Origin of the sequence: Deinococcus ficus (genome assembly GCF_003444775.1) — a bacterium.
Taxonomy (GTDB): domain Bacteria; phylum Deinococcota; class Deinococci; order Deinococcales; family Deinococcaceae; genus Deinococcus; species Deinococcus ficus.
The window spans coordinates 2,345,001-2,366,204 of the sequence record NZ_CP021081.1; the positions used below are offsets into that span (position 1 = coordinate 2,345,001).

Consider the following 21,204-nt stretch of genomic DNA (forward strand, 5'->3'; position numbering starts at 1 on the left):
ATCTGGTCCTCGATGGCCACGGCGTCCGGCTGGTACTCGGCGATCAGGCGGCTGACTTCCTCGTGGATGTACTGCAGGCGGCGGGGCATCAGCCAGGCGCTCTCGGTGGTCAGGCAGACGTGGTGCAGGTGACGGGCCTTGCGGACGTCGCCTTCGACGAGTCCGATGCCCAGGTTTGCCAGGCCAGGGTCGATGCCCAGAACGATCATGCCGCCCAGCATACGCCACCCAAAGGGCCGGGCCGGCGTGTTCGCGCCGGCCCAGTCGGGGTTCTTCGGGTGGGTTGGGGGGTCAGGCGCTGCCGCAGCCGCCGCTGCCTTCCCCGTCGGGGGACTGGGCGCCGTCGGTGCGGAAGGAGTGGCCGCAGCCGCAGTTGGAGGTGGCGTTGGGGTTGTGCACGGTAAAGCCGCCACCCATCATGTTCTCCACGAAGTCCACTTCGCTGCCGCGCAGCAGGGGCAGGCTCATGGGGTCCACGAGGAGTTTCACGCCGCGGTGGTGGACGATCAGGTCGCCGTCGAGTTCGCGGTCGTCGATGGCCATGCCGTACTGGTAGCCGCTGCAGCCGCCGCTCTTGATGAACACGCGCACGCCGGCGTTGTCCTTGCCGCTCTGTTCCAGGATGCCCAGGGCCTTCTGGGCGCCGAATTCGCTGATGGTGATCTCAGGGGTGGGGGTCACGCCCTGGGGTTCGGGAGTGGTGATCGCGGTCATGCGTGAAGCGTAACACCATTCGGGTAACAGAAAAGTGTCTACGGTTGTCTCTGCACGGGTTCTTCACCGCGGTTGTGCCGGGCGGCCAGGGCATGATTTCCGGACTCCCAGGGCGCAGCGGGTATTACATTCCTTGAGTGCCGTGCTGTTAAGATTGAGGCATGACGAACGCGTACGCCGAATGGTTCGAGCAGCTCCGGGCGGAGTACGGCGAGCAGCTCAAGGCCATGCCGCTGCCCGACGGTCTGCCCGAGCACCTGCAGAAGCTGATGGACCAGGGCGACCGCGAGGCCATCCTGTTCATGCTGAAAATCGCCTGGCAGCTCGGCGCGCAGGTCGGCTACGCCGCCGGCAGCCGCCAGGGCAGCCCCGAGGTGTCCTTCCTGCGCCCCACCACCGTCCAGGCCTGAGCCACTTCACACGGATCGCCGCCCCGCCCGGGTGCGGCGGTCCTTTTCTGCTGATGAATCTCAATGCGCGCCGGATCGTGGCGCGGCATGGCAGCCGACCTCTTCCTCGCCGGGCAGCAGGCCCCGAGCGGCCAGTTCGGTCAGGACCACGTGGGCCAGCCTGTGCAGAGCGTCCGGGTCGGCGGTGTCCAGGTCCAGCGCCGTGAGGTTCAGGCGCCGGGCCTCCCGGGCCAGGGCGAGTGCCAGGTCATCCATCCGCCCAGCGTACCCGGAGCACAAAGAGCGGTGCCCCAAGCCAGAAGGCCGGGGCACCGTAAGAAAGGAAAGCTCAGTCGTGCGAGTGCGTCACCTGGGGGGCGCCGACGGTGCGCTCCCGGGTGTTCATGCGGGCAATGCCGCGCACGATGGCCTTGGTCACGAAGAACGCGACGGCAGGCAGCACGAACACCAGGATCCACAGCACCGCGTTGGCGTTCCCGCTGGTGAGCATGCCGGAAGCGATCAGTTCGGGCTTGTAGCCGGCAAGCGACAGGACCAGCATGAACACCAGGAAGGCGACGCCCCAGGCGAGCCGGCGGGGGTGATCGGTGGGGTTTTCCGCGTAGTACATGTACTCGCGGGTGCGGTCCAGCAGCGGCACCAGGAACAGCAGGCCGATCGGGATGGCCGGGAAGACCATGGCGCCCACGAACTCGGCGGTGATGTGCCCGCCCAGCAGCTCGAACTCGAAGCCGGGAATGATCGCCAGGGCGCCGAAGATCCACAGCAGGTACCAGTCGGGCTTGATGTTGGCGATCGGGGTGGGGTCAGGCGGCCCGAAGAACTCCACCGGGTGTACGGGCACGAAGGCGCTGAAGAACAGCACGATGCCGGCGAACAGCAGAGCCAGCAGGATCATGATCGGGGTCTGCTGGGTGCTGAGCGGCACGCCCACGATCTTCTTGTACGCGAGGCGCTTGGCGTAGCCGGGCTGGGTGTGCTTCTGCTTGACCATGATCAGCATGTGCGCGCCGGTGGTGGCGAGCAGGATCATGGGGAGCAGCATGATGTGGTAACCGTAGATGCGGGGGATGACCTGCTCACCGGGGTAGTTCCCGGCGAAGGCGGCCTGCGCCAGCCAGTCGCCGACCCAGGGGACGGACTTGGTGATGGCGTACACGACGCCCAGGGTCTGGTAGGCGTAGTTGTCGTAGGGGAGGATGTAGCCGGTCACGGCGGTCAGGGCGCTGAAGATCAGCAGCAGCAGCCCGATCCACCAGTTGATCTCGCGGGGTTTCTTGAACGCGCCCGTGAAGTACACGCGCATCATGTGAATGATCGCGGACGCGACCATGATGTTCGCGCACCAGTGGTGCACGCGGCGCAGCATGTCCCCGAAGGGCATCGCGTTGATTTTCAGCGCGCTGTGGTAGGCGGCCGGGATCAGGTTGGGTTTGTCCGCGGTGCCCGGATCGAAGGAGTTCAGCACCAGGCTGTTGCTGGGCTCGTAGGAGAGCGCCAGCAGGATGCCGGTCAGGATCAGGATGATCAGGCTGAACAGGGTGATCTCACCCAGGAAGAAGCTGTGGTGAACAGGAAAGGCCTTGCGCAGGAACTTGTCGTTCAGGCGGCTGATGTGCAGGCGTTCGTCGAGCCACTGGTTCATGACAACAGCTCCTTCACCTTCTCGGTGTAATGCTGCCATTCCTCGTCACTGGGGTACCCGAACGGGCGGGTGAGGAAGAACCCGGTGGCGACCAGCTGGCCGCCCTCGATCTTCACGGGCAGCTGGGGCAGGGGGGCGGGGGGCGGTCCGCCGATGACCTTGCAGCCTTCGCGGGGCTCGTACTGCCCGGAGTGGCACGGGCAGTTCATGATGCTCTTGCCGCTGGGGGCCGTGCCGTTGTCCACGTTACAGCCGGCGTGCGTGCAGCGGTCGCCGTACGCCACGATCTGGCCGTTCACGGTGGCGTCCAGGTTGGTAGGGGCCTTCAGTTCACCTTCCGGGAACTTGAAGATTGCCAGGATGCTGGTGGGGTCGCCGTCCCGGATGACGGGCGCGCCGGTGGCGTCCTTGCCCATCGGCCAGGCGCGGGTGACCTGATCGCTCAGGTCGGCTTCGGTGACGGGCTGCCCGGCCTTCTCGCCGGCAGCGTGCACCAGGACGTCCCCGGGCATCGGGGGGGCTTTCTTGGGCGTGAGGCGGAACACGGGGTTCGCGCCGCCCAGGGTGCTCAGCAGGCTGACGGTGCCGACGGCGGCACTGGCGCCCAGCGCCACGTTGATGAACTTGCGGCGCGTCAGTTCCGGATCTTCGCGTTTGTAACGGGTCACTTCACTCTCTCCCTAAATTCTGTGCGGTGGGGCGGGGGCCGCTTACCAGGGGAACTCGCCGCTGGCGTCCTCGACGAGCACTTCGCCGTCCATGAAGAACTTCTTGTACAGCGCCAGCGACCCGGCGATGCCGAAGATGATCATGGCGGCGTAGAAGCCCTCGCGGGCAACGTCGGGCATGACCTGTTCCTTGGCGGCCCAGCCCTGGAAGTCGATGTTCATCTGGCGGACGAACAGGAAGCTGTAGATCAGGGTCACGGCAGTCGTGACGGCCATGCCGAGCATCGCGAGCGGGGTGGCGCGGACCTTGTGCACGCCGGGGTGCAGTTCCTTGCCTTCGGCCCAGACGCTGTACAGGCCGATGATGCCGTAGGTGAGCAGGACCATCAGGAAGCTGCCCAGCCAGATTTCCGGGAGTTTGAGGTCCTCGGGCACGAAGCGGCTGCGGTTTTTCAGGGCTTCGGGGTCGGCCTTGCCCTGGCCTTCGGCGACCTGGGCGGGCGTCAGGGGTTCTTCGATGTCGTTGCCCCAGGAGTGCAGCACGTAGTTCGCCACGGCGTACACCTCGTTGTCCTTGAGGTTGGGGAAGGCCGGCATGCCGCCCTTGCCGTTGGTAACGATGGTGTGCACGTACACCGGGTCCTTGACGATCTTCTCGTTGCCGGCGAGTTTGGGGCCCGCGCCGCCCTGGCCTTCGGCGCCGTGGCACCCGGCGCAGTTCGCGGTGAACACGGCCTTCCCGACCGTGGGGTACTCCTTGCTGATGTTGGCGACCACGGCCGGGTCAATCACCACGGGTTCCGGCGCCGTTTCCTTGTTGAACAGGAACAGCATGATCGTCCCCATGATGGCGGCCACCAGTAGGGCGACCAGAGGCATGACTGCGTCGTTTCTTTCCACGTTACCTATTCTCCCTCACGCGTGAAGTGGCCTTCCTTCGCCCGGTTGCGCATCGGACCAACCCGGGAAATTCTTCTTGAGAGCGGCCGAATCAGGGCCAGCATAGCACGGCCAGGACCGCGCCCAGAGGCCAATTCCTCCCGGAATGGTCACACTCTGGCAGTCTCTATCCTGCACCCTGACCGAGCGGTTAAATGTCCCTGGACCCCGGACTGCGTCCAGCAGAGGCCGGGGGTCTAGCGGGTGCGGCCGCCCCGGCCCGGCCGGCGCGGCGGTTCCCCCAGCGCCTTCAGGACCGGCCACAGGGCGTCGGCCAGGCGCAGCACGTCCCGGTTCTCCGGGTGTTCGCGCGGGTCCGTGCCGCCCCGCGACAGGCACGCCACCACCAGCGGCCGCGGCGTGTGCAGAATCCCGACGTCATGGTGCACGCCGCGCAGTTCCCCGCTCTTGCTGCCCAGGCGGTACAGCGGCTCCCCCGCCTCGTCCGCGGGCACGCGCCGGCCGATCAGGTCCCGCAGCTGCTGGCGTTCCAGGATGTCCAGCGCCAGCCGCGTGTGTGCCGGGTCCAGCAGTTCGCCGCGCACCAGGGCGCCCAGCAGGGCCGCCTGATCGCGGGCGGTGGTGCGGTTGCGCGCCCCGCGCCGCTGCGCCTCGTTCTGCTGCTCCGGCGGCAGCTGCAGCTTCCCGACCAGCCGGGTGCCGCTCAGGCCCTGAGCGGCCAGCCAGGCGTTCACGGCGTCCACGCCCAGCCTCCCGATCACGAGGTTCGTGGCGGTGTTGTCGCTCACCACGATCATCAAGGTCAGGACGTCCTGCCACGCCAGGTTCAGGCCCGGCAGCAGGTCGTGCAGCACCCCGGAGCCCGGCACGCGGTCTGCGGCGCCCAGGGTCACGCGGCCGGTCAGGTCCAACCGGCCCGCCTGCGCCTCCTGCAACGCCTGTACCAGCAGCGGCACCTTGATGGTGCTGGCCGCCGGGAACGCCTCGTCCGGCTGGTGCGAGCACAGCACCCGGCCCCCCAGGTCCGTGACGTGCAGCGCCACCTCGCCCGCGAAGCCGCTGGCGTGCAGCATCGCCAGGAATGCCGAGAGCTCCGCGGTGCCCGGGGGGCCCACCGGCTGCTCTACCGTCACTCGGGCAGGTCCAGGCCCGCCAGGGCCGCGAAGGGGTGCGCGGTGCCCACCGGCCGCAGCGTGCAGAAGGGCGGGCCGCCTTCCGGTTCCACGCGGTGCAGGCAGGTGGGGCACTCCGGGAAGGCCTGCTCGGTGTACGCCAGGTCCGGTTCCTGGCTGGGGATGCTCCACTCTCGGGCGCACCCGGCCCGGAAGGTGACCGGGCCGGCGGCCGGCGGGGCCACCCGCACGTTGGCGGCACCCTTGCGGGGTTTATTCAAGGTTGGCGATGCCCTCGCGGATGGCGTACAGCGCCGCCTGCGTGCGGTTGTTCAGCTGCAGTTTCGTGAAGATCTCCGACAGGCGGTTGCGTACGGTCTTCTCGCTGATGTCCAGGCGCAGGGCGATGTCCTGGTTGGAGAAGCCCTGCGCAAGCAGTTTCAGGATCATGGTCTCGCGCTCGTTCAGGTCGGCGTGTTTCTCGCTGGGCAGTTCCTCGCGCTTGTCGCGGAAGTCGTCCAGGACGTTCTGGGCCATGTCGGCGTCCAGCAGCGCCTCGCCGGACGCGACGCGGTTGATGGCGTCCAGCAGCGTGGCGGCGTCGGCGTCCTTGAGGATGTACCCGCGGGCGCCGGCCTTGACGGCCTCGAACACGTACCGGTCCTGGCGGTACATGGTGATCATGATGACCTTGGCCTTCGGGTCGATCTCCAGGATGCTCTGCGTGGCCTTCACGCCGTCGAGTTCTGGCATCTGGATGTCCATCAGGATCACGTCCGGGTGCGTGTCGGCGGCGTAGCGGATCGCCTCGCGGCCGTTGGACGCCTCCCCGATCACGCGCATGCCCTCGGACTCCAGCAGGCTCCGGATGCCCTGACGGAACAGGGCGTGGTCATCCACAAGCAGCACACGAATCATGCCCCGCAGTGTAAAGCAGACCGCGGCCCGGCTCCGGTCACGGGAGCGCGGCGCTTCGCGGCAAAGGCCACACCCCGCACCCGAACGGGGGCGGCGCCCCCGCACCCCACAGGCGGACGGTACACTGCGGGGCGTGATCACCTGGTTCGACGCGCTGCTCGTGACCCTCTGGGCCGCCCTGACCGCCCTGGGCGTCCGGCGGGGCCTGTCCGGCCTGATCTGGGGCCTGGGCGGGCTGGCGATCTGCCTGCTGCTGAACTCGGTGAGCGGGCACCCCTGGCTGAACCTGATCCTGGCCGGCGCGCTGGGCCTGGGCGTGGCCCTGGCCGCGCAGCGCTTCGTGGCCTCCCCGCTGGAAACGCCGCTGCACCTCGCGGCCGGCGCGCTCGGCGGCTTCCTGCTGGGCGGCGCGGTCGTCGCGGCCATCACGCTGGGCTTCCCGATGGACTACCGCGTCACCCCGCAGGGCCGCACGGCCTCCTACCCGTCGGCGAGCCTGCCGCCCGCGCTGTACGACGCGGTGCGCGACTCGGCCCTGAACGCGCAGTTCCAGGCGCTGTGGAACGCCGACTCCTTCCTGAAAACGCTGCTGGTGCCCGACCAGGCGAACACCTCCCGCCGCAACTGACCCCGCCGGGTCAGCCGGTCAGGTCCTCGGTGCCGGGCTGCGGGGCCGGCAGTTCCGGGTGGGGCGCCGCGTCGGCCCGCTGGCTGAGCACGGTGGCGACCACGACCAGCGCCCCGCCCAGCGCGCCGCGCAGCCCCACCCGCTCACCGATCAGCAGGAAGCTGAACAGCGTGGCCGTGACCGGCTCCAGCGCGTAGATCAGGCTGGCCTCGGCGGCGGTGACGGTCTTCTGGCCCACCGTCTGCATCAGGGTGGTGGCGGCCGTGGCGATCACGCCCAGGTACAGCAGCGGACCCCAGGCGGCGGCCGGGGGGACCGTCACGCCGCCCTGCACGAGCGCCCACGCCCAGGCGAGAACCGCCACCACGATCAGCTGCGCGAACGTGAACGGCAGCGCCGCGTGCCGGGGCGCCACCTGCTCCAGCGCGATGATGAAGGCCGCGTACGTGACCGCGCAGGCCAGCGCCCAGGCGTCCCCGGCCACGAACGCCCCGCCTTCCCAGGACAGCAGGCCCAGGCCCAGCACCGCCAGCGGCAGCGCCACCCACAGCGCGGCGGGCATGCGACGGCGCTGCGCGAACACCAGCCACACCGGGACCAGCACCACGCTGAGCGCCGTGAAGAACGCCGCGCGGTTGGCGCTGGTGGTCTGCAGCGCGATGGTCTGCGTGCCGTACCCGGCGACCAGCCACGCGCCGATCAGCAGGCCGTCCCGCCACAGGTCGCGGCGGGGCGGCCGCGGCGACACCGGAGCCCGGCGGCGACTCAGGGCCAGCACCGGCAGCAGCGCCACGGCCGCCACCGTGAAGCGCCACGCGATCAGTTCGGCCGGGTCCAGCAGCGCCCCGAGTTCCTTGACGACCGCGAAGGTGCTGCCCCACACGGCCGTGACCAGAATCAGCAGGAGAAGGCCGCGCGTGTGGGGGGTCAGGGACGTCATGAGGAGCAATTCTACGGGCGGCGCACCGGCGCGGCGTCCAGCCCAGTCAGGCAGGCGTGACGACCCGCACGCCGGCCGCCGTGAAGGCCGCGCGGGCCTCGTCCGGGGCGGCGTCCGTCACCCAGTGGCTGAGGTCCCCGGCGTGCGCGAAGGTGGCGAACCCCGGATGGCCCCACTTGCTGTGGTCCGCGATCAGGGCGGCGTGCCGGGCGCGGTCCAGGATGGCCGTTTTCAGTTGCGCTTCCACGAGGTTGCTGTTGGTCAGGGCAGGCGGGCCGGGGGGTGCCGCGTCGATGCTGGTGCAGCCCACCAGGAACAGGTCGTACCGGTAGCGGCGCACGGTGTCCAGCGCGTCCGGGCCGGTGAGGCTGTAAGTGCTGCCGTACACCTCGCCACCCACCACGTACAGGGGACACTCGCCGTTCAGCTCGTACGCGACGTCCAGGCCGTGCGTGACCACCCGCAGCGTGCGGGTGAGCTGCGGGGTGCGCCGGAGGGCCTGCGCGACGGCGCGGGCGGTGGTGCCGGCGTCCAGGTACAGGGTCATGCCGGGCGTGAGGAGGCCCAGCGCGGCCCGCGCGAGCCGGGTCTTGGCGTCCGGCTGCTGCTGTTGGCGGTCGCGGTACTGCTGGTCCTGGTGCTCGGCGGGGGTGGGGGTGGCGAGGGCGGCGCCGCCGTGGACCTTGCGGATCAGGCCGCGACCGGCGAGGGTGTCGAGGTCGCGGCGGGTGGTGGCGCCGCTCACGCCCAGCGCCTCGGTGAGGGCGGTGGTGCGCTGCGGGCCGCGTTCAGCCAGCAGGTGCAGGATGCGTTCCAGGCGTTCCTCGGCGAGGGGGGCGGTCATTGCTGCTCATGATAGTGCAGCTTCACGCGTATTTGCTCAGTTCTGCTCACAGGCGGAATGACGGCAGGTGGAGTGGACCCGATCCAAGCAGTGTCAACAGAAGCAGTCTGGCACGACGTATTACTTCCATCTGTCGCCGCGAACGTGCCTGAAACACTCCGGGTTGAATGAAGGAGGGCCTCTTGCAGTGGCCCACTCGTGAGCATATGATCTTTATCAATCAAAATTGCTCAGGATTCGTCAGGATCTGCTCAGTCCGGCGCGTCCGGGCCCAACGCGCCTGACCCCGCTCCGTCGGGAGAGGAGAGGAATGCAAGAGCTTCCAGCCCAACTGATCCGCCTGAACGCCACCGCCCACAGCAAGAACGACGCCATCACCCAGGTCGCCGGCCTGCTCGCCACCCACGGCTACACCGACCCCGCCTACCTGCAGGGCATGCTGGACCGAGAAACCCAGGCGAACACCTACCTGGGCAGCGGCATCGCCATTCCCCACGGCACCCCCGACACCCGCCACCTGATCCGCCAGACCGGCATCGCCGTGCTGCAACTTCCCCAGGGGGTCGCCTGGGGCGAGGGTGGCGAGACCGTGCGGCTGGTCGTGGGCATCGCCGCGGCCAGCGACGAGCACCTGGACCTCCTGCGGCGCCTGACCCGCGTGCTGGCCGACGACGCCCTGGTCGAGCGGCTCTCCACCACCAGCGACCCCGCCGAGCTCCAGCGGGCCCTGACCGGGCAGGCCAGCACCCCCACGCCGGCCGCACCCGCCACCCCGGCCCTCGCCCACACCGCGCAGGTCACGCTGCCCAACCCGCTGGGCATGCACGCCCGGCCCGCGACCGCCCTGGCGAACCTGGTGAAGGGCCGCGGCGCGCAGGTGCGCCTGAGCCGTGAGAACGGCGAGAGCGCCAACGCCACCCGCATGATGGAGGTCCTCGCCCTGGGACTCACGCGCGGCACGACCTTCACCGTCAGCAGTGACGACGAGGCCACCCTGCGCGCCGTCACCGACGCCATCCGCGCAGGCCTGGGCGACGACCTGAGCGCCGGAGCCGCCACGCCCGCCGCCCACCGCGACCCGGACTGGGTGCCCGCGCAGATCGGCGCCATGGTGGAAGGTGTGCCTGCCGCCGACGGGCTGGTCGTGGGCCTGACCCGCCAGCACGCCCCGAAAGCCATCGAGGTGAGGGATGAGCCGGGCGACCCGGTGGAGAACGCCGCGAAACTGGACGCCGCGCTGAAGGCCGCCGCGGCCGAACTGGAGGACGTGATCGCGGACGTGGGCGCCAGGTTCGGGGCGGACAAGGCCGCGATCTTCCGCGCGCACGCCGAACTGCTGGCCGACGAGGGCACCGTGCAGGACGCCGTGGCGCACGTGCTGGACGGGCACGGCGCCGCCTGGGCATACCGGCAGGCCACCGAGGGCCGCATCGCGCAGCTGCAGAAGCTGGACGACCCCACGCTGGCCGGCCGGGCCGTGGACCTCAGCGACGTGCAGCGCCGCGTGCTGCGCCACCTGCTGGGCATCCACGAGGACAGTGCGCCCCAGGCGGCCGGGCCGGTGATCCTGCTCGCGCCGGACCTGACGCCCAGCGACACCGCCCGCCTGGGCCCGGACTCGCTGCTGGGCTTCGTGACCGCGCAGGGCGGCCCGACCAGCCACACCGCGATCATCGCCCGCGGCCTGGGCCTGCCGGCCGTGGTCGCCGCGGGTAGCGGGCTGCTGGACGTGCCGGACGGCACGCCCGCCATCCTGGACGGGCAGGCCGGGCGCCTGTACCTGAACCCCACCGACGCCGACGTGCAGAGCGCCCGCGAGCGGCAGGCGGTGCTGCACGAGCAGCGCGAGGCCGCCCGCGCCGCCCGCCACCAGCCGGGCGCCACCGCGGACGGCGTGCGGGTGGAGGTGGCCGCGAACATCAACCGCGCCGCCGACGCCGCGCAGGCCCTGGACGCCGGCGCCGAGGGCGTGGGCCTGATGCGCACCGAGTTCCTGTTCCTGGAACGCGACAGCGTGCCGGGCGAGGCCGAGCAGGAAGCCGAGTACCGCGCCATGGCCGCCGCGCTCGGGGACCGTCCGCTGATCATCCGCACGCTGGACATCGGCGGGGACAAGGAGGTGCCGTACCTGGGCCTGGCCCGCGAGGACAACTCCTTCCTGGGCCTGCGCGGGATCCGGCTGTGCTTCGAGCGGCCGGACCTGTTCCTGCCGCAGCTGCGCGCCGTGGCCCGCGTGGCGAAGGACCACCCGAACGTGCACCTGATGTTCCCCATGATCAGCACCCTGGAGGACTTCCGCCGCGCCCGCGCCATCCTGGACAGCGTGCGTGAGGACGTGGGCGCCCCCCGCATTCCGCTGGGCGTGATGATCGAGGTGCCGTCGGCCGCCCTGATCGCCGGTGAACTGGCGAAGGATGTGGACTTCTTCAGCGTGGGCACCAACGACCTGACGCAGTACACCCTGGCGATGGACCGCCTGCACCCGCAGCTGGCCCGCCAGACCGACGCCATGCACCCCGCCGTGCTGAAACTCATCGCCCTCACCGTGGACGCCGCCGAAGCGCACGGCAGGTGGGTGGGCGTGTGCGGCGGCGCCGCCGGGGACGAGGTGGGCGCGCTGGTCCTGACCGGGCTGGGCGTGAAGGAACTGTCGGTCAGCACGCCGCAGGTGCCGGGCGTGAAGGCCGCGCTGCGCGCCCACCGCATGGCGGACCTGCGCGAGCTGGCCGCGCGGGCCCTGGCGCAGCCGGACGCGCAGGCCGTGCGGGACCTCGTGCGGGCCGGGGGCCGGGCATGACCGGCGTGGTGACCGTCACCCTGAACCCCGCCCTGGACCTCACCGTGCACGCCGCCGGCTGGCAGCGCGGGCAGGTGAACGCCGGGCAGGGCATGCACCTGGCCGCCGGGGGGAAGGGCGTGAACGTCGCCAGCATCCTCGCGGACCTCCGGGCCGGCCAGGGCGAGGGCGTGACCGCCACCGGTCTCCTCGGTGACGAGAACCCGGAACGGTTCGAGACGCTGCTGCGCGACAAGGGCATCCGCGACGCGTTCCTGCGCGTGCCCGGCCCCACCCGGGTGGGCGTGAAGCTGGTGGACCCGGCCGCGCAGGAGACCACCGACATCAACCTGCCCGGCCTGACCGCCACACCGCAGGACCTGGCTGCCCTGGACGCCCGCCTGGACGAGCTGAGCGCCGATCACGGCGCGTTCGTGCTGGCGGGGAGTCTCCCGCCCGGCGTGGACGCCGACGTGTACGTCCGCTGGGTGGAGCGGCTGCGGGCGGCGGGGCGCTTCGTGGCGGTGGACACCAGCGGCGCAGCCCTGAGTGCCGTGCTGGCCGCCCCGGTCCTGCCGAACCTGATCAAACCGAACGAGCATGAACTCGCCGCCGCGCTTGGCCGCGACCTGCCCACCGAGGACGCCCTGCTGGCCGCCGCGCACGACCTGCTGGGCCGGGGCGCGGACGTGGTCGCCGTCTCCCGTGGGGAGCAGGGGGCGCTGCTGGTCAGCCGCGCCGCCACCGTGCGCGCCCGCCCGCCGCGCGTGCCGGTCGTGTCCACCGTCGGCGCGGGGGACGCGATGGTCGCCGGGCTGGTCAGCGCGCACCTGGACGGCCTGAGCCTGCCGGACGCCGCGCGCCGCGCCACGGGCTTCAGCGTGGGCACCATCACCCGCCTGGGCGCGCACCTGCCGCCCCGCGCCGAACTGGACACCCTGACCGCGCAGGTCGAAGTCACCCTTCTCTCCGAGAACAAGGAGTTTCAGCATGGCTAATCTGGTCGCCGTTACCGCCTGCCCCACCGGCATCGCCCACACCTTCATGGCCGCCGAGGCGCTGCGCCGCGCCGCGCAGGCCGCCGGGCACGTCCTGCGCGTGGAGACGCAGGGCAGCGTGGGTGCCCAGGACGCCCTGAGCGCCGCGGAGATCGCCGCGGCCGACGCCGTGATTCTCGCCGCGGACGTCGCCGTGGACGAGGCGCGCTTCGCCGGGAAACCCATCGTCCGCGCCGGCACGAACGACGCGATCCGGAATGCCCCGGCCCTGATCGCGCAGGCGACCGGCGGCGCGCCCGTCACCCCGGCGGCGCCGGCCACGCCAGCCCAGGCCACCCCGGCCCGGGGCGCCGCCGGGGACCGTCCGCTGAGCGTGGTGGGCGTCACCTCCTGCCCCACCGGCATCGCGCACACCTTCATGGCCGCCGAGGGCCTGGAGGGCGGCGCGAAGAGCCTCGGGTACCGGGTGAAGGTGGAGACGCAGGGCAGCGTGGGCGCCGGAAACCCGCTGAGCGCGCAGGACATCGCGGAGGCGGACGTGGTGATCATCGCCGCCGACACGAACGTGGATCTCGCCCGCTTCGCTGGGAAGCGCGTGTACCAGACCGGCACGAAACCCGCCATCAAGGACGGCGCGGCGGTGGTGCGCACGGCCCTGAGCGAGGCCGGCGTGTACGGCGCCGCGGGCGCGGGGACGGCGGCCGGCAGCGGGGATTACGTGGCGGACGCCGCGGCCGCGAAGGCCGCGAAGAACGCCGGGGTGCCCAGCTTCTACAAGCACCTGATGACCGGCGTGTCGCACATGCTGCCGCTGGTTGTCGCGGGCGGCCTGCTGATCGCGCTGGCGTTCGCGTTCGGCGGCATCAACGCCGAGGGGCCGTTCGCGCAGGCGCTGATGAAGATCGGTGGGGGCAGCGGCGCGTTCGGGCTGTTCGTGCCGGTCCTGGCCGGGTTCATCGCGTTCTCCATCGCGGACCGGCCCGGGCTGGCGCCGGGCCTGGTGGGCGGCATGATGGCCATCGCCACCGGCAGCGGTTTCCTGGGGGGGATCCTCGCGGGGTTCATCGCCGGGTACTTCACCCGCTGGCTCAACCGCAGCCTGAAACTGCCCCGCACCCTGGAAGGTCTGAAGCCCACGCTGCTGCTGCCGCTGCTGGGCACGCTGGTCACGGGCCTGCTGATGATCTTCGTGATCGGCCAGCCGGTCTCGGCCGCCCTGACCGCCGCCACGAACTGGCTGAACAGCCTGGGCAACACCAGCGCGGGCCTGCTGGGCGCCGTGCTGGGCGGCATGATGGCCTTCGACATGGGCGGGCCCATCAACAAGGCCGCGTACACCTTCAGCACCGGCCTGATCGACTCGAAGGTGTACGGCCCGATCGCCGCAGCCATGGCGGCCGGCATGACGCCCCCCATCGCGCTGTTCCTGGCGACGCTGCTGTTCAAGAACCGCTTCACCGCCGACGAACGCGAGGCCGGCAAGGCCGCCGGGGTGCTGGGCATCAGCTTCATCACGGAAGGCGCCATTCCGTTCGCGGCCCGTGATCCGCTGCGCGTGATTCCGTCCCTGATGGCCGGGTCGGCGGTCGCCGGGGCAATCAGCATGGCGGCCGGGTGCCTGCTGCGCGCGCCGCACGGCGGGATCTTCGTGCTCGCCATTCCGGGCGCGGTGACGAACCTGCCCATGTACGTCGTGGCGATCCTGGCCGGCACGCTGGTCAGCACGGTGCTGCTGGGCGTCCTGAAACGCCCCGTGGAACAGGAGGTCGCGCCGGTGGTGCAGGACGCCGTGGCCGCCGACTGAACGAGGAAAGAAGGCAAGCGGCGGGGGCCGAAGTCCCCGCCGCCTACTTACACAGCGCGGTCGTGCAGACGTCCACGGTGGCCGAGGTGGCGCCGGCCTTCACCACGAGTTTCAGGGTGAGCTGGCCGTTCTCCCAGGCGTAGCTGTCGCCGGTGGTGGCGCCCAGACTGCCCAGGGCCACTTTTTTCAGACGGTTGCGTTCGTCCACCCACCAGTCGCGGTACAGGGCGGGTTCGGTGGCGGCCGGCAGCGTCAGGGTGAGGGTGTCGCCGGGGCGGCGGTCGGTGAAGCCCAGGCGCAGGTGCGTGCTGGCCCCCGTGGGCGTGGCCGCGTACGCCTCGCCGAGCCGGACGGTGGTGGAAAAGCTCTTGAAGGCGTCCGGGGTGCCGGTCAGGGAGACCGCGTCGCCGCGGGCGTTCGTGGTGAGCACCGGGCCGATCTTTCCGCCCTGCACGTCCTCCAGCCACAGCCGGGCATACTCGCCGGCGCACACGCCGGCATTCCAGGCGGCGTCAAAGGTGCAGTCCGGCGCACCCCTGAGCAGGGCGCTGCCGGTCACGGTCAGGCCGGCCGTGCCGGTGACGGTGCCGTCTGCATCGCGGAAGGTGGCGGCCTTGTCGCCGTCCTTGTCGGGTTTCGGGGCGGGCAGGTACACGCGGGCGCTGCCGTCCAGCCACGTGAGGCCGCTCGCAGCGTTCTGGGGGTTGAGGGCGAAGGCGTTCGCGGTCAGGTAGCCCAGGCCGCTGGCGGGCCGGACGGCGTTGGGCGTGAAGGCGCCCAGGGCGGTGCCCCGCACGGTGACCAGCCCGTCGTAGAACTGGAAGCCGCGGATGGGGAAGCTGGCGTCCCAGGGGCGCGGCAGGCTGCGGCCGCCCTCGCCTGTGGCCTCCCAGCTCTCCGGCTGGCCCAGGTTGGCGGTCTCGCCGAGCAGCAGGCCGCCGTCCAGGCCGCTGCGGTGGGCGGCGAAGGTGACGCCCACGCCGTTGTCGGCGAGCACGCTGCCGCTCAGGGTGAGGTCCTGGCCGCGCAGCCACGCGCCGTGGTCACGGTTCTTGTACGCGGTCAGGCGCGTGAAGTGGGCCGGCACCGGCGCGGATTTCGGGTCGGCGGGCGTGGTTACGGGCGCGTACCAGGTGGCTTGTGTGGTGCCGTCCGGGCGGGGGCCGTTGTCCACGTCCAGGCCGCGGTCGGTGCCGTGCGCGACGTTGCGATCGAAGGTGCCGAGCGGGGTGCGGCGGGGCCAGATGTCGGCGCCGTGCGCGGCGCCCAGGCCGGTGGGGTGTTCGGGCAGGGCGTACCAGAAGCCCACGCCCTGCACGCCGGCGGCGACGTTCCCGCTGACGGTGTTGGCGGGGTTGGTGATCCAGTACGCGGCGGCGCGCGCGTCGCTGGGCAGCAGGGCCGTCTCGCCTTTCTTGCTGTCGGGGCGGCGGACCAGGGTGACGAGGTTGCCGGTGATGGTGGTGCCGGTCTCGTCGCCGTCTTCCAGGAAGATGCAGTGGCCCAGGGTGTTGTAGGTGACGTTGTCCTGCACGCGCAGGTCGCGGGTGCCGTGCACGGTGACGCAGCGGTTGAAGCTGGCGTGCACGCTGTTGCTCCGGAAGTACGAGTTCGGCTGGCTGCCCAGCTGGTGGAAGTGCATGGGGTAGCGGCGCAGGACGCCGCGCTGGCCCACGCGGGTGAATTCCACGCCCTGCACGCGCGCCTCGCTTCGGCCCATGACCATGGTGTTGGCGCCCAGGCCGGTGGCGCTGGCGTCCTCGCTGGCGGCGATCACGATGTTGCGGGTCAGCAGGCCCACCTCGGCGCGTTCGGACAGGGTGAGGCCGGCGTGGGTGGTGTCCTGCGCCCAGTGCGTGTACTTCAGTGGTGTGGCGAGGGTGACGGTGTTTCCGCTGACGCGCTGCACGACGACCTGTTCGGTCTGCGCGGCGTTGAAGTCGGTGGTGGCGAGGGTCAGGGTGTCACCGCCCACCCAGTCGGGCGCGGCCTCCAGCGTCAGGGTGCTGCTGCCGGCCGGCGCGGTCTGGGACAGGCGGGTCCAGGGGAGGCGGGGCGCGCCGTGCAGTTCCAGGGTGCCGTCCATCACGGCGATCACGCGGTCACCCATGCCCATCACGTCCTCGCCGGGGCGGGCGTCGGTCAGGGTGATGCGGGCGTGCTGCGTGAAGGGACGGGCTTCCGTGCCGATGCGCAGTTCGCCGTGCACCATGAGCCACTCGGCGCTGAGGGTGAGGTCCTGGCGGCCGAATTCCAGGGCGCTGCCGGCGGGGATGGTCAGGCCTCCCAGGGCGGGCGGACTGACGTCCAGCACCACGCGTTTGCCGGCGGGCAGGGTCACGTCCGCGCCGGCGGCGGGGAGCGTGCCGCCCCAGGTGGCGGGGTCGCTCCAGTTTGCGGACTGGGTGGCCGGGGTGGTGGGGGCGGGCGTGCCGGGCGCCGTGGGGGCGGAGGGGGGGGCACTACCGTCCGTGCAGCCGCTGAGAAGCAGCGCGGTCAGGAGGGGCAGGGCGCAGCGAAGATGGGCCTGACGCATGAAGACACGGTAAAGGAGTGGCGGCAGCCTGTCCGTCGTAAATGCCACGGTCCAGGCTTCATTAACTCATTGATCTCATTATGTGTGGAATACTTTATGAGAAGGAGTTCGCATGAACAGTCACGACAACCCCCTGCACGTCGCCTGGATCGAAGACCCTCTCCCCCGCTGGCCCGGCCGGCTCGGCCTCACCATCGCTCCCGGCAAGAAGGGACGCGGCACCGACCTGCACCATGACCGGGACCTCGCCACCGACTTCCACACCCTCCGCGCCGCCGGCGTGACACGCCTTGTGAACCTGATGGAACCCGGCGAGATGCGCCGCTGGCAGATGCACGACTACCACCCGCAAGCCGCCCGCGCCGGACTGAGCGTCACGCCCTTCCCCATCCCCGACGTGAACGTCCCCAGCGACCCCGCCGCGTTTCACGCTCTGGTTCTTGACCTGCACGCCCGCCTGAACGCCGGGGAGACGGTGGTCGTCCACTGCCTGGGCGGGCTGGGCCGCAGCGGCATGCTCGCCGCCTGCCTCCAGGTCCACGACGGAATGACTGCCGAAGAGGCCATCGCCCTCGTGCGCCGCTGCCGCAGCCCGAAAGCCGTGGAGGCCCGCCAGCCGCAGTTCGTGCAGCACTACGCCGAAACCGTCACCCGGGCCGCCCCCCGGTAAAGGAGAATCAGCCATGCCCGCCCCCCTCTCCGACCACAACCTGATCCTCGACACCGACAGCTACAAGAGCAGCCACTACCTCCAGTACCCGGGAGGCACCACGCGGCTGTTCAGCTACCTCGAATCCCGCGGCGGCAAATACCCCACCACCCGCTTTTTCGGGCTGCAGTACATCCTCGACCAGTACCTCACGCGCCGCGTCACTGCCGAGATGGTCGAGGAAGCCCGCACGCTGATCGAAGCGCACGGCGAACCCTTCCCCTACGACGGCTGGATGCGCGTCGTGAACGTCCACGGCGGGAAGCTCCCCCTGGAAATCCGCGCCGTGCCCGAAGGCACGAACGTCCCCATCCACAACATCCTGATGAGCTGCACGAACACCGACCCGGAACTCCCCTGGCTGGTCGGCTGGTTCGAGACCATGCTGATGCGCGTGTGGTACCCCACCACCGTCTGCACCCAGAGCCACGCCATCCGCGAAATCATCAAAGAAGCCCTGGACAAGACCAGCGACCGCGCCGCCGAGGAACTTCCCTTCAAACTCCACGACTTCGGCAGCCGCGGCGTCAGCAGCCGCGAAAGCGCCGGCCTGGGCGGCCTGGCGCACCTCGTGAACTTCCAGGGCAGCGACACCCTCGAAGCCCTGCGCGTCGCCCGCAACCACTACGGCGCCGACATTGCCGGGTACAGCATCCCCGCTGCCGAACACAGCACCATCACGTCCTGGGGCAAGGAACACGAGGTCGAGGCGTACCGCAACATGGTCCGTACCTTCGGCAAACCCGGCGGCATCTACGCCGTCGTGTCCGACAGCTACGACCTCAAACATGCCATCAACGTCCACTGGGGCGAAACCCTGAAAAAAGAAGTCATCGAGAGCGGCGCCACCCTCGTCGTCCGCCCCGACAGTGGGGATCCCCCCGCCATGGTCCGCCTCGCCGTCAAGGCCCTCGCCGCCAAGTACGGCACCACCGTGAACAAGAAGGGCTACCAGGTCCTCAACCACGTCCGCGTCATCCAGGGTGACGGCATCAACGAGGACACCATCCGCCAGATCCTCCAGAACCTCCTCATCGACGGCTTCTCCGCCGAGAACGTCGCATTCGGCATGGGCGGCGCCCTGCTCCAGAAAGTGGACCGCGACACCCAGCGCTTCGCGTACAAGGCCAGCGCCGGCCTCATCGACGGCGCGTACCGCGGCATCTACAAGGATCCCGTCACCGACCCCGGCAAACGCAGCAAGGACGGCGTGCTGGACCTCGTGCTGGAAGACGGCCGCATGACCACCCGCGCCTACTACACCTTCGACACCGACTTCCCCGGCAGCCTCATGCGCACCGTGTACAAAGACGGCGAACTGACTGTCCGGGACACCCTGGACGACATCCGGGCGCGGGCCTGACATGAACGCCCTGGAACCCCTCCTGCCCGTGTTGCAGACGCTGGAGCCGCTGGGGTTGCCGACGGCGGCGTTGCAGGGCTGGTACGCGTACGCGAATCAGAAGCAGGCGGCCCGGCTGGCACAGCATCTGGGGGACGAGTTGCAGCTTGTGAACCAGCGCCTTGCTCACCGTGTGGACCACGCGTACCTGCGTTCGGACGCCTTTCAGGCGAACGTGGTGCAGGCCGTGAGGGCGGCGGAGGTCGCGGAGTCCGACGACAAGCTGCGGTTCATCGCGCGGGCGCTGGCGGGCTGCACGCTGAGCTTTCCCACGCCGCAGGTGGACAAGGCGCAGACCCTGCGGATCATCGAGGGCCTCTCGGACCGGGAGTTGAGGGTGTTCGTCGAGTATTTCAGCATCCTCGATCCCATCGATCCGTACACCTCTCTGGTTCCTATAGATACCCAGGTCACAGTCCAGGGCCTGTCTCGTCAGGAGTTCGTGACGTCCCTGCTCGGTCTGCAACAACTGGGGCTGCTGTCGAAGGAACCCCTCACGGACCGGGACGGCGAGTGGCGGGACACCCCAGCCCGTTCCGGCCCCGGCTTCGCGTGGAAACTCACGGGCCTGGCGCGGCAGGTGGCGGCGCTGGGTCAACTGGAAGGAGAGTTCTGATGAATCTGTTCGGCGTGAATCTTCCGCCGCTGGTCCTGGACCTTGCGGGCGGATTCTGTGTCCTGGTCAGCCTGTACTACCTGTGGTCGAAGTCCAGCACGTACTGGCACTGGTCGAACCTGTCGCTTCTGCCTTACTTCCTGCTGTTCCTCAGCGGCGGGCAATGGATGCTGGCCGGGTTGCAGGTGACGTACCTGCTGTTCGGCGTTCACGGGCTGTACCTGTGGCACCTGGAGCGCCGCCGCGCGCGGGGCGAGATCCGGTTCAACGAGCCGCTGTGGTACGGCGTGACCTGGGCTGCCAGCCTGGGCATCTTCGCGTACACGGTGGCGGTCACGGATTTCACGGTCGGGTGGAACTGGGTGCAGTTCACGGCGGTGACGCTGGCGCTGGTGGCGAATTTCGGCACGACCCGGCAGTGGGCGTGGTCGTGGCCGGTGTGGATCGTGGTGAACGCCGTGCAGGCGGTGCTGTTCTGGCAGACGGGGTACTGGGTGCTGTTCGCCCTGCAGTTCGTGCTGGCGGGCATGAGCGTGGTCGGCTGGCGGGCGTGGCGGCGGGACGACGCGCGGGCGGTGGCGCTTGCCTGAGTTCCGGCACGGGCTGGTGATCGGGAAGTTCGCGCCCTTCCACCGCGGGCATCAGCTGGTGCTGGACCGGGCCCTGGCGGCGTGCGACCGGGTGAGCGTGTGGGTGTACTCCCGCCCGGACTTCCCGGACATGCCGTCCCCGGTGCGGCGCGGCTGGGTGCGGGAGGTGTACCCGGCGCGGCTGTACCCGCAGCTTCAGCTGCTGCCGGACGCCCCCAACCCTCCCCTGAACGGCAAACCGGACGGTGTTCACCGGGCGTACGTGCGCACGGTGCTGGACAGCTGGGGCGTGCAGCCCGACGCAGTATTTACCTCCGAGGCATACGGGGACGCCCTGGCCGAAGATCTCGGGGCAGCGCACGTGATGGTGGACGCGGCCCGGGCCGCCGTGCCGGTCAGCGGAACGCAGCTGCGCGCGGACGTGCACGCGCACCGGGGCTTCCTGGACCCGGCCGTGTACGCGCACTTCGTGAAGCGGGTTGTGCTCCTGGGCGCCGAGAGCACCGGGAAAAGCACCCTGACCCGGGCGCTCGGCGAGGCCTTCGGGACCACCTGGGTGCGGGAGTACGGCCGGGACGTGTACGAACGCGAGAACGGCCTGCTCACGCCGGAGCACTTTCTGGAAATCGCGCTCGGCCACCGCGCTCTGGAGGACGAGGCCGCCCGGACGCCGGGCGTGCACCGCTGGGTGTTCAGTGATACGAACGCCGCGACCACCCTGATGTGGTCTTACCTGCTGACCGGCACCGCCCTGCCGGACCTGCACGCCCTGGCCGACGCCTGCCGGGACCGGTACGCCCACGCCTTCCTGTGCGGCACCGACCTTCCGCACGAGCAGGACGGCTGGCGGGCCAGCACCGAGGTCCGCGCCGTGCAGCAGGCGTTCATCCGTCAGGACCTGGGCACGCGCGGCGTGCCGTACCAGCCGGTGTCCGGCAGTGTGGAGGCCAGGATCACCCAGGTGCGCGCAGCTCTGACGCCCTGACCGCCCTCA

The 21,204-nt window shown here is 70.4% G+C and carries 22 protein-coding genes (1 of these 22 cut by a window edge); 10 read left to right on the plus strand and 12 right to left on the minus strand.

Annotated features, from left to right (window positions below; all coding sequences use genetic code 11):
- Positions 1-209, minus strand: partial view of a crossover junction endodeoxyribonuclease RuvC gene (gene ruvC / locus DFI_RS11440; protein ID WP_022801184.1) — the 5' portion only. The gene continues 292 nt to the left of window position 1, outside the view; the window shows 209 of its 501 coding nt (coding positions 1-209); the start codon lies at positions 207-209; its stop codon lies beyond the left edge, outside the window.
- Between the two features lie 82 nt (positions 210-291).
- Positions 292-714 (minus strand): HesB/IscA family protein, encoded by a 423-nt coding sequence (locus DFI_RS11445; protein WP_027463389.1) that lies wholly within the window; start codon positions 712-714, stop codon positions 292-294.
- 161 nt (positions 715-875) lie between these two features.
- Between DFI_RS11445 and DFI_RS11450 the strand changes: the two genes are divergently transcribed.
- Positions 876-1,124 carry a hypothetical protein gene (locus DFI_RS11450; RefSeq protein WP_027463390.1) on the plus strand — a complete coding sequence of 83 codons (249 nt, stop codon included), beginning with the start codon at positions 876-878 and terminating at the stop codon, positions 1,122-1,124.
- Positions 1,125-1,184: 60 nt separating this feature from the next.
- Here DFI_RS11450 and DFI_RS11455 read toward each other — a convergent pair whose 3' ends face one another.
- From DFI_RS11455 to DFI_RS11485, 7 genes are all read right to left on the minus strand, one after another.
- Positions 1,185-1,379 (minus strand): hypothetical protein, encoded by a 195-nt coding sequence (locus DFI_RS11455; RefSeq protein WP_027463391.1) that lies wholly within the window; start codon positions 1,377-1,379, stop codon positions 1,185-1,187.
- A gap of 73 nt (positions 1,380-1,452) precedes the next feature.
- A complete protein-coding gene (locus tag DFI_RS11460; RefSeq protein ID WP_022801180.1) occupies positions 1,453-2,769 on the minus strand; it encodes a cytochrome b in 1,317 nt (438 codons plus the stop codon).
- Positions 2,766-3,437 (minus strand): Rieske (2Fe-2S) protein, encoded by a 672-nt coding sequence (locus DFI_RS11465; RefSeq protein ID WP_022801179.1) that lies wholly within the window; start codon positions 3,435-3,437, stop codon positions 2,766-2,768. The genes DFI_RS11460 and DFI_RS11465 overlap by 4 nt, the downstream gene beginning before the upstream one ends.
- Positions 3,438-3,479: 42 nt before the next feature.
- Positions 3,480-4,337, minus strand: a complete 858-nt coding sequence (locus DFI_RS11470; RefSeq protein ID WP_022801178.1) for a c-type cytochrome — start codon at positions 4,335-4,337, stop codon at positions 3,480-3,482.
- A 236-nt stretch (positions 4,338-4,573) separates the two neighbouring features.
- Entirely contained in the window at positions 4,574-5,410 is an 837-nt protein-coding gene (locus tag DFI_RS11475) for a serine hydrolase (protein ID WP_051307945.1), read from the minus strand.
- Between the two features lie 56 nt (positions 5,411-5,466).
- Complete coding sequence (locus DFI_RS11480; RefSeq protein ID WP_244940269.1) at positions 5,467-5,730, minus strand: hypothetical protein; 264 nt, start codon at positions 5,728-5,730, stop codon at positions 5,467-5,469.
- Positions 5,723-6,367, minus strand: a complete 645-nt coding sequence (locus tag DFI_RS11485; RefSeq protein ID WP_022801175.1) for a response regulator transcription factor — start codon at positions 6,365-6,367, stop codon at positions 5,723-5,725. The genes DFI_RS11480 and DFI_RS11485 overlap by 8 nt, the downstream gene beginning before the upstream one ends.
- Positions 6,368-6,500: 133 nt before the next feature.
- Here DFI_RS11485 and DFI_RS11490 point away from each other — a divergent pair, with 133 nt between their 5' ends.
- Complete coding sequence (locus DFI_RS11490; protein ID WP_043778563.1) at positions 6,501-6,995, plus strand: hypothetical protein; 495 nt, start codon at positions 6,501-6,503, stop codon at positions 6,993-6,995.
- Between the two features lie 10 nt (positions 6,996-7,005).
- On the opposite strand, the gene DFI_RS11495 is transcribed toward DFI_RS11490, so the two are convergent.
- A complete protein-coding gene (locus tag DFI_RS11495) occupies positions 7,006-7,935 on the minus strand; it encodes a DMT family transporter (protein WP_043778566.1) in 930 nt (309 codons plus the stop codon).
- Between the two features lie 46 nt (positions 7,936-7,981).
- Positions 7,982-8,779, minus strand: a complete 798-nt coding sequence (locus DFI_RS11500; protein WP_027463395.1) for a DeoR/GlpR family DNA-binding transcription regulator — start codon at positions 8,777-8,779, stop codon at positions 7,982-7,984.
- A 310-nt stretch (positions 8,780-9,089) separates the two neighbouring features.
- Between DFI_RS11500 and ptsP the strand changes: the two genes are divergently transcribed.
- Genes ptsP through DFI_RS11515 form a run of 3 tightly spaced genes read left to right on the plus strand, consistent with a single transcriptional unit; the run spans position 9,090 to position 14,357 of the window.
- The gene (gene ptsP / locus DFI_RS11505; RefSeq protein WP_027463396.1) at positions 9,090-11,576 is read left to right on the plus strand and encodes a phosphoenolpyruvate--protein phosphotransferase; all 2,487 of its coding nucleotides are present in this window, start codon (positions 9,090-9,092) and stop codon (positions 11,574-11,576) included.
- The gene (gene pfkB, locus DFI_RS11510) at positions 11,573-12,553 is read left to right on the plus strand and encodes a 1-phosphofructokinase (protein WP_027463397.1); all 981 of its coding nucleotides are present in this window, start codon (positions 11,573-11,575) and stop codon (positions 12,551-12,553) included. The genes ptsP and pfkB overlap by 4 nt, the downstream gene beginning before the upstream one ends.
- The gene (locus DFI_RS11515) at positions 12,546-14,357 is read left to right on the plus strand and encodes a PTS fructose-like transporter subunit IIB (RefSeq protein WP_027463398.1); all 1,812 of its coding nucleotides are present in this window, start codon (positions 12,546-12,548) and stop codon (positions 14,355-14,357) included. Before pfkB ends, DFI_RS11515 begins: the two co-directional genes overlap by 8 nt.
- A 43-nt stretch (positions 14,358-14,400) precedes the next feature.
- Here the strand turns inward: DFI_RS11515 and DFI_RS11520 are convergent, their stop codons facing one another.
- Positions 14,401-16,893: a G8 domain-containing protein gene (locus DFI_RS11520; protein WP_027463399.1), complete on the minus strand. Its 2,493-nt coding sequence runs from the start codon at positions 16,891-16,893 to the stop codon at positions 14,401-14,403.
- Positions 16,894-17,005: 112 nt separating this feature from the next.
- On the opposite strand from DFI_RS11520, the gene DFI_RS11525 reads away from it, so the two are divergent.
- From DFI_RS11525 to DFI_RS11545, 5 genes are read left to right on the plus strand one after another with little or no spacing between them, the layout of a single operon-like run.
- On the plus strand, positions 17,006-17,563 hold the full coding sequence (locus tag DFI_RS11525; RefSeq protein ID WP_027463400.1) for a cyclin-dependent kinase inhibitor 3 family protein: 558 nt from the start codon (positions 17,006-17,008) through the stop codon (positions 17,561-17,563).
- A gap of 13 nt (positions 17,564-17,576) precedes the next feature.
- Positions 17,577-18,965: a nicotinate phosphoribosyltransferase gene (locus DFI_RS11530; protein ID WP_027463401.1), complete on the plus strand. Its 1,389-nt coding sequence runs from the start codon at positions 17,577-17,579 to the stop codon at positions 18,963-18,965.
- A 1-nt stretch (position 18,966) separates the two neighbouring features.
- On the plus strand, positions 18,967-19,620 hold the full coding sequence (locus tag DFI_RS11535) for a hypothetical protein (RefSeq protein WP_027463402.1): 654 nt from the start codon (positions 18,967-18,969) through the stop codon (positions 19,618-19,620).
- A complete protein-coding gene (locus DFI_RS11540; RefSeq protein WP_043778571.1) occupies positions 19,620-20,210 on the plus strand; it encodes a nicotinamide mononucleotide transporter family protein in 591 nt (196 codons plus the stop codon). The genes DFI_RS11535 and DFI_RS11540 overlap by 1 nt, the downstream gene beginning before the upstream one ends.
- The gene (locus DFI_RS11545) at positions 20,203-21,195 is read left to right on the plus strand and encodes an AAA family ATPase (RefSeq protein WP_027463404.1); all 993 of its coding nucleotides are present in this window, start codon (positions 20,203-20,205) and stop codon (positions 21,193-21,195) included. The genes DFI_RS11540 and DFI_RS11545 overlap by 8 nt, the downstream gene beginning before the upstream one ends.
- Positions 21,196-21,204: the final 9 nt, after the last annotated feature.

Bases quoted from the DNA above. Each gene is read 5' to 3' on its own strand.
- DFI_RS11535 (WP_027463402.1), top strand. From the start codon at position 18,967: ATGAACGCCCTGGAACCCCTCCTGCCCGTGTTGCAGACGCTGGAGCCG.
- DFI_RS11540 (WP_043778571.1), top strand. From the start codon at position 19,620: ATGAATCTGTTCGGCGTGAATCTTCCGCCGCTGGTCCTGGACCTTGCG.
- DFI_RS11485 (WP_022801175.1), bottom strand. From the start codon at position 6,367: ATGATTCGTGTGCTGCTTGTGGATGACCACGCCCTGTTCCGTCAGGGC.
- DFI_RS11445 (WP_027463389.1), bottom strand. From the start codon at position 714: ATGACCGCGATCACCACTCCCGAACCCCAGGGCGTGACCCCCACCCCT.
- DFI_RS11455 (WP_027463391.1), bottom strand. From the start codon at position 1,379: ATGGATGACCTGGCACTCGCCCTGGCCCGGGAGGCCCGGCGCCTGAAC.
- DFI_RS11520 (WP_027463399.1), bottom strand. From the start codon at position 16,893: ATGCGTCAGGCCCATCTTCGCTGCGCCCTGCCCCTCCTGACCGCGCTG.
- DFI_RS11525 (WP_027463400.1), top strand. From the start codon at position 17,006: ATGAACAGTCACGACAACCCCCTGCACGTCGCCTGGATCGAAGACCCT.
- DFI_RS11515 (WP_027463398.1), top strand. From the start codon at position 12,546: ATGGCTAATCTGGTCGCCGTTACCGCCTGCCCCACCGGCATCGCCCAC.
- DFI_RS11530 (WP_027463401.1), top strand. From the start codon at position 17,577: ATGCCCGCCCCCCTCTCCGACCACAACCTGATCCTCGACACCGACAGC.
- pfkB (WP_027463397.1), top strand. From the start codon at position 11,573: ATGACCGGCGTGGTGACCGTCACCCTGAACCCCGCCCTGGACCTCACC.
- DFI_RS11475 (WP_051307945.1), bottom strand. From the start codon at position 5,410: ATGCTGCACGCCAGCGGCTTCGCGGGCGAGGTGGCGCTGCACGTCACG.
- DFI_RS11500 (WP_027463395.1), bottom strand. From the start codon at position 8,779: ATGACCGCCCCCCTCGCCGAGGAACGCCTGGAACGCATCCTGCACCTG.
- DFI_RS11495 (WP_043778566.1), bottom strand. From the start codon at position 7,935: ATGACGTCCCTGACCCCCCACACGCGCGGCCTTCTCCTGCTGATTCTG.
- ptsP (WP_027463396.1), top strand. From the start codon at position 9,090: ATGCAAGAGCTTCCAGCCCAACTGATCCGCCTGAACGCCACCGCCCAC.
- DFI_RS11450 (WP_027463390.1), top strand. From the start codon at position 876: ATGACGAACGCGTACGCCGAATGGTTCGAGCAGCTCCGGGCGGAGTAC.
- DFI_RS11460 (WP_022801180.1), bottom strand. From the start codon at position 2,769: ATGAACCAGTGGCTCGACGAACGCCTGCACATCAGCCGCCTGAACGAC.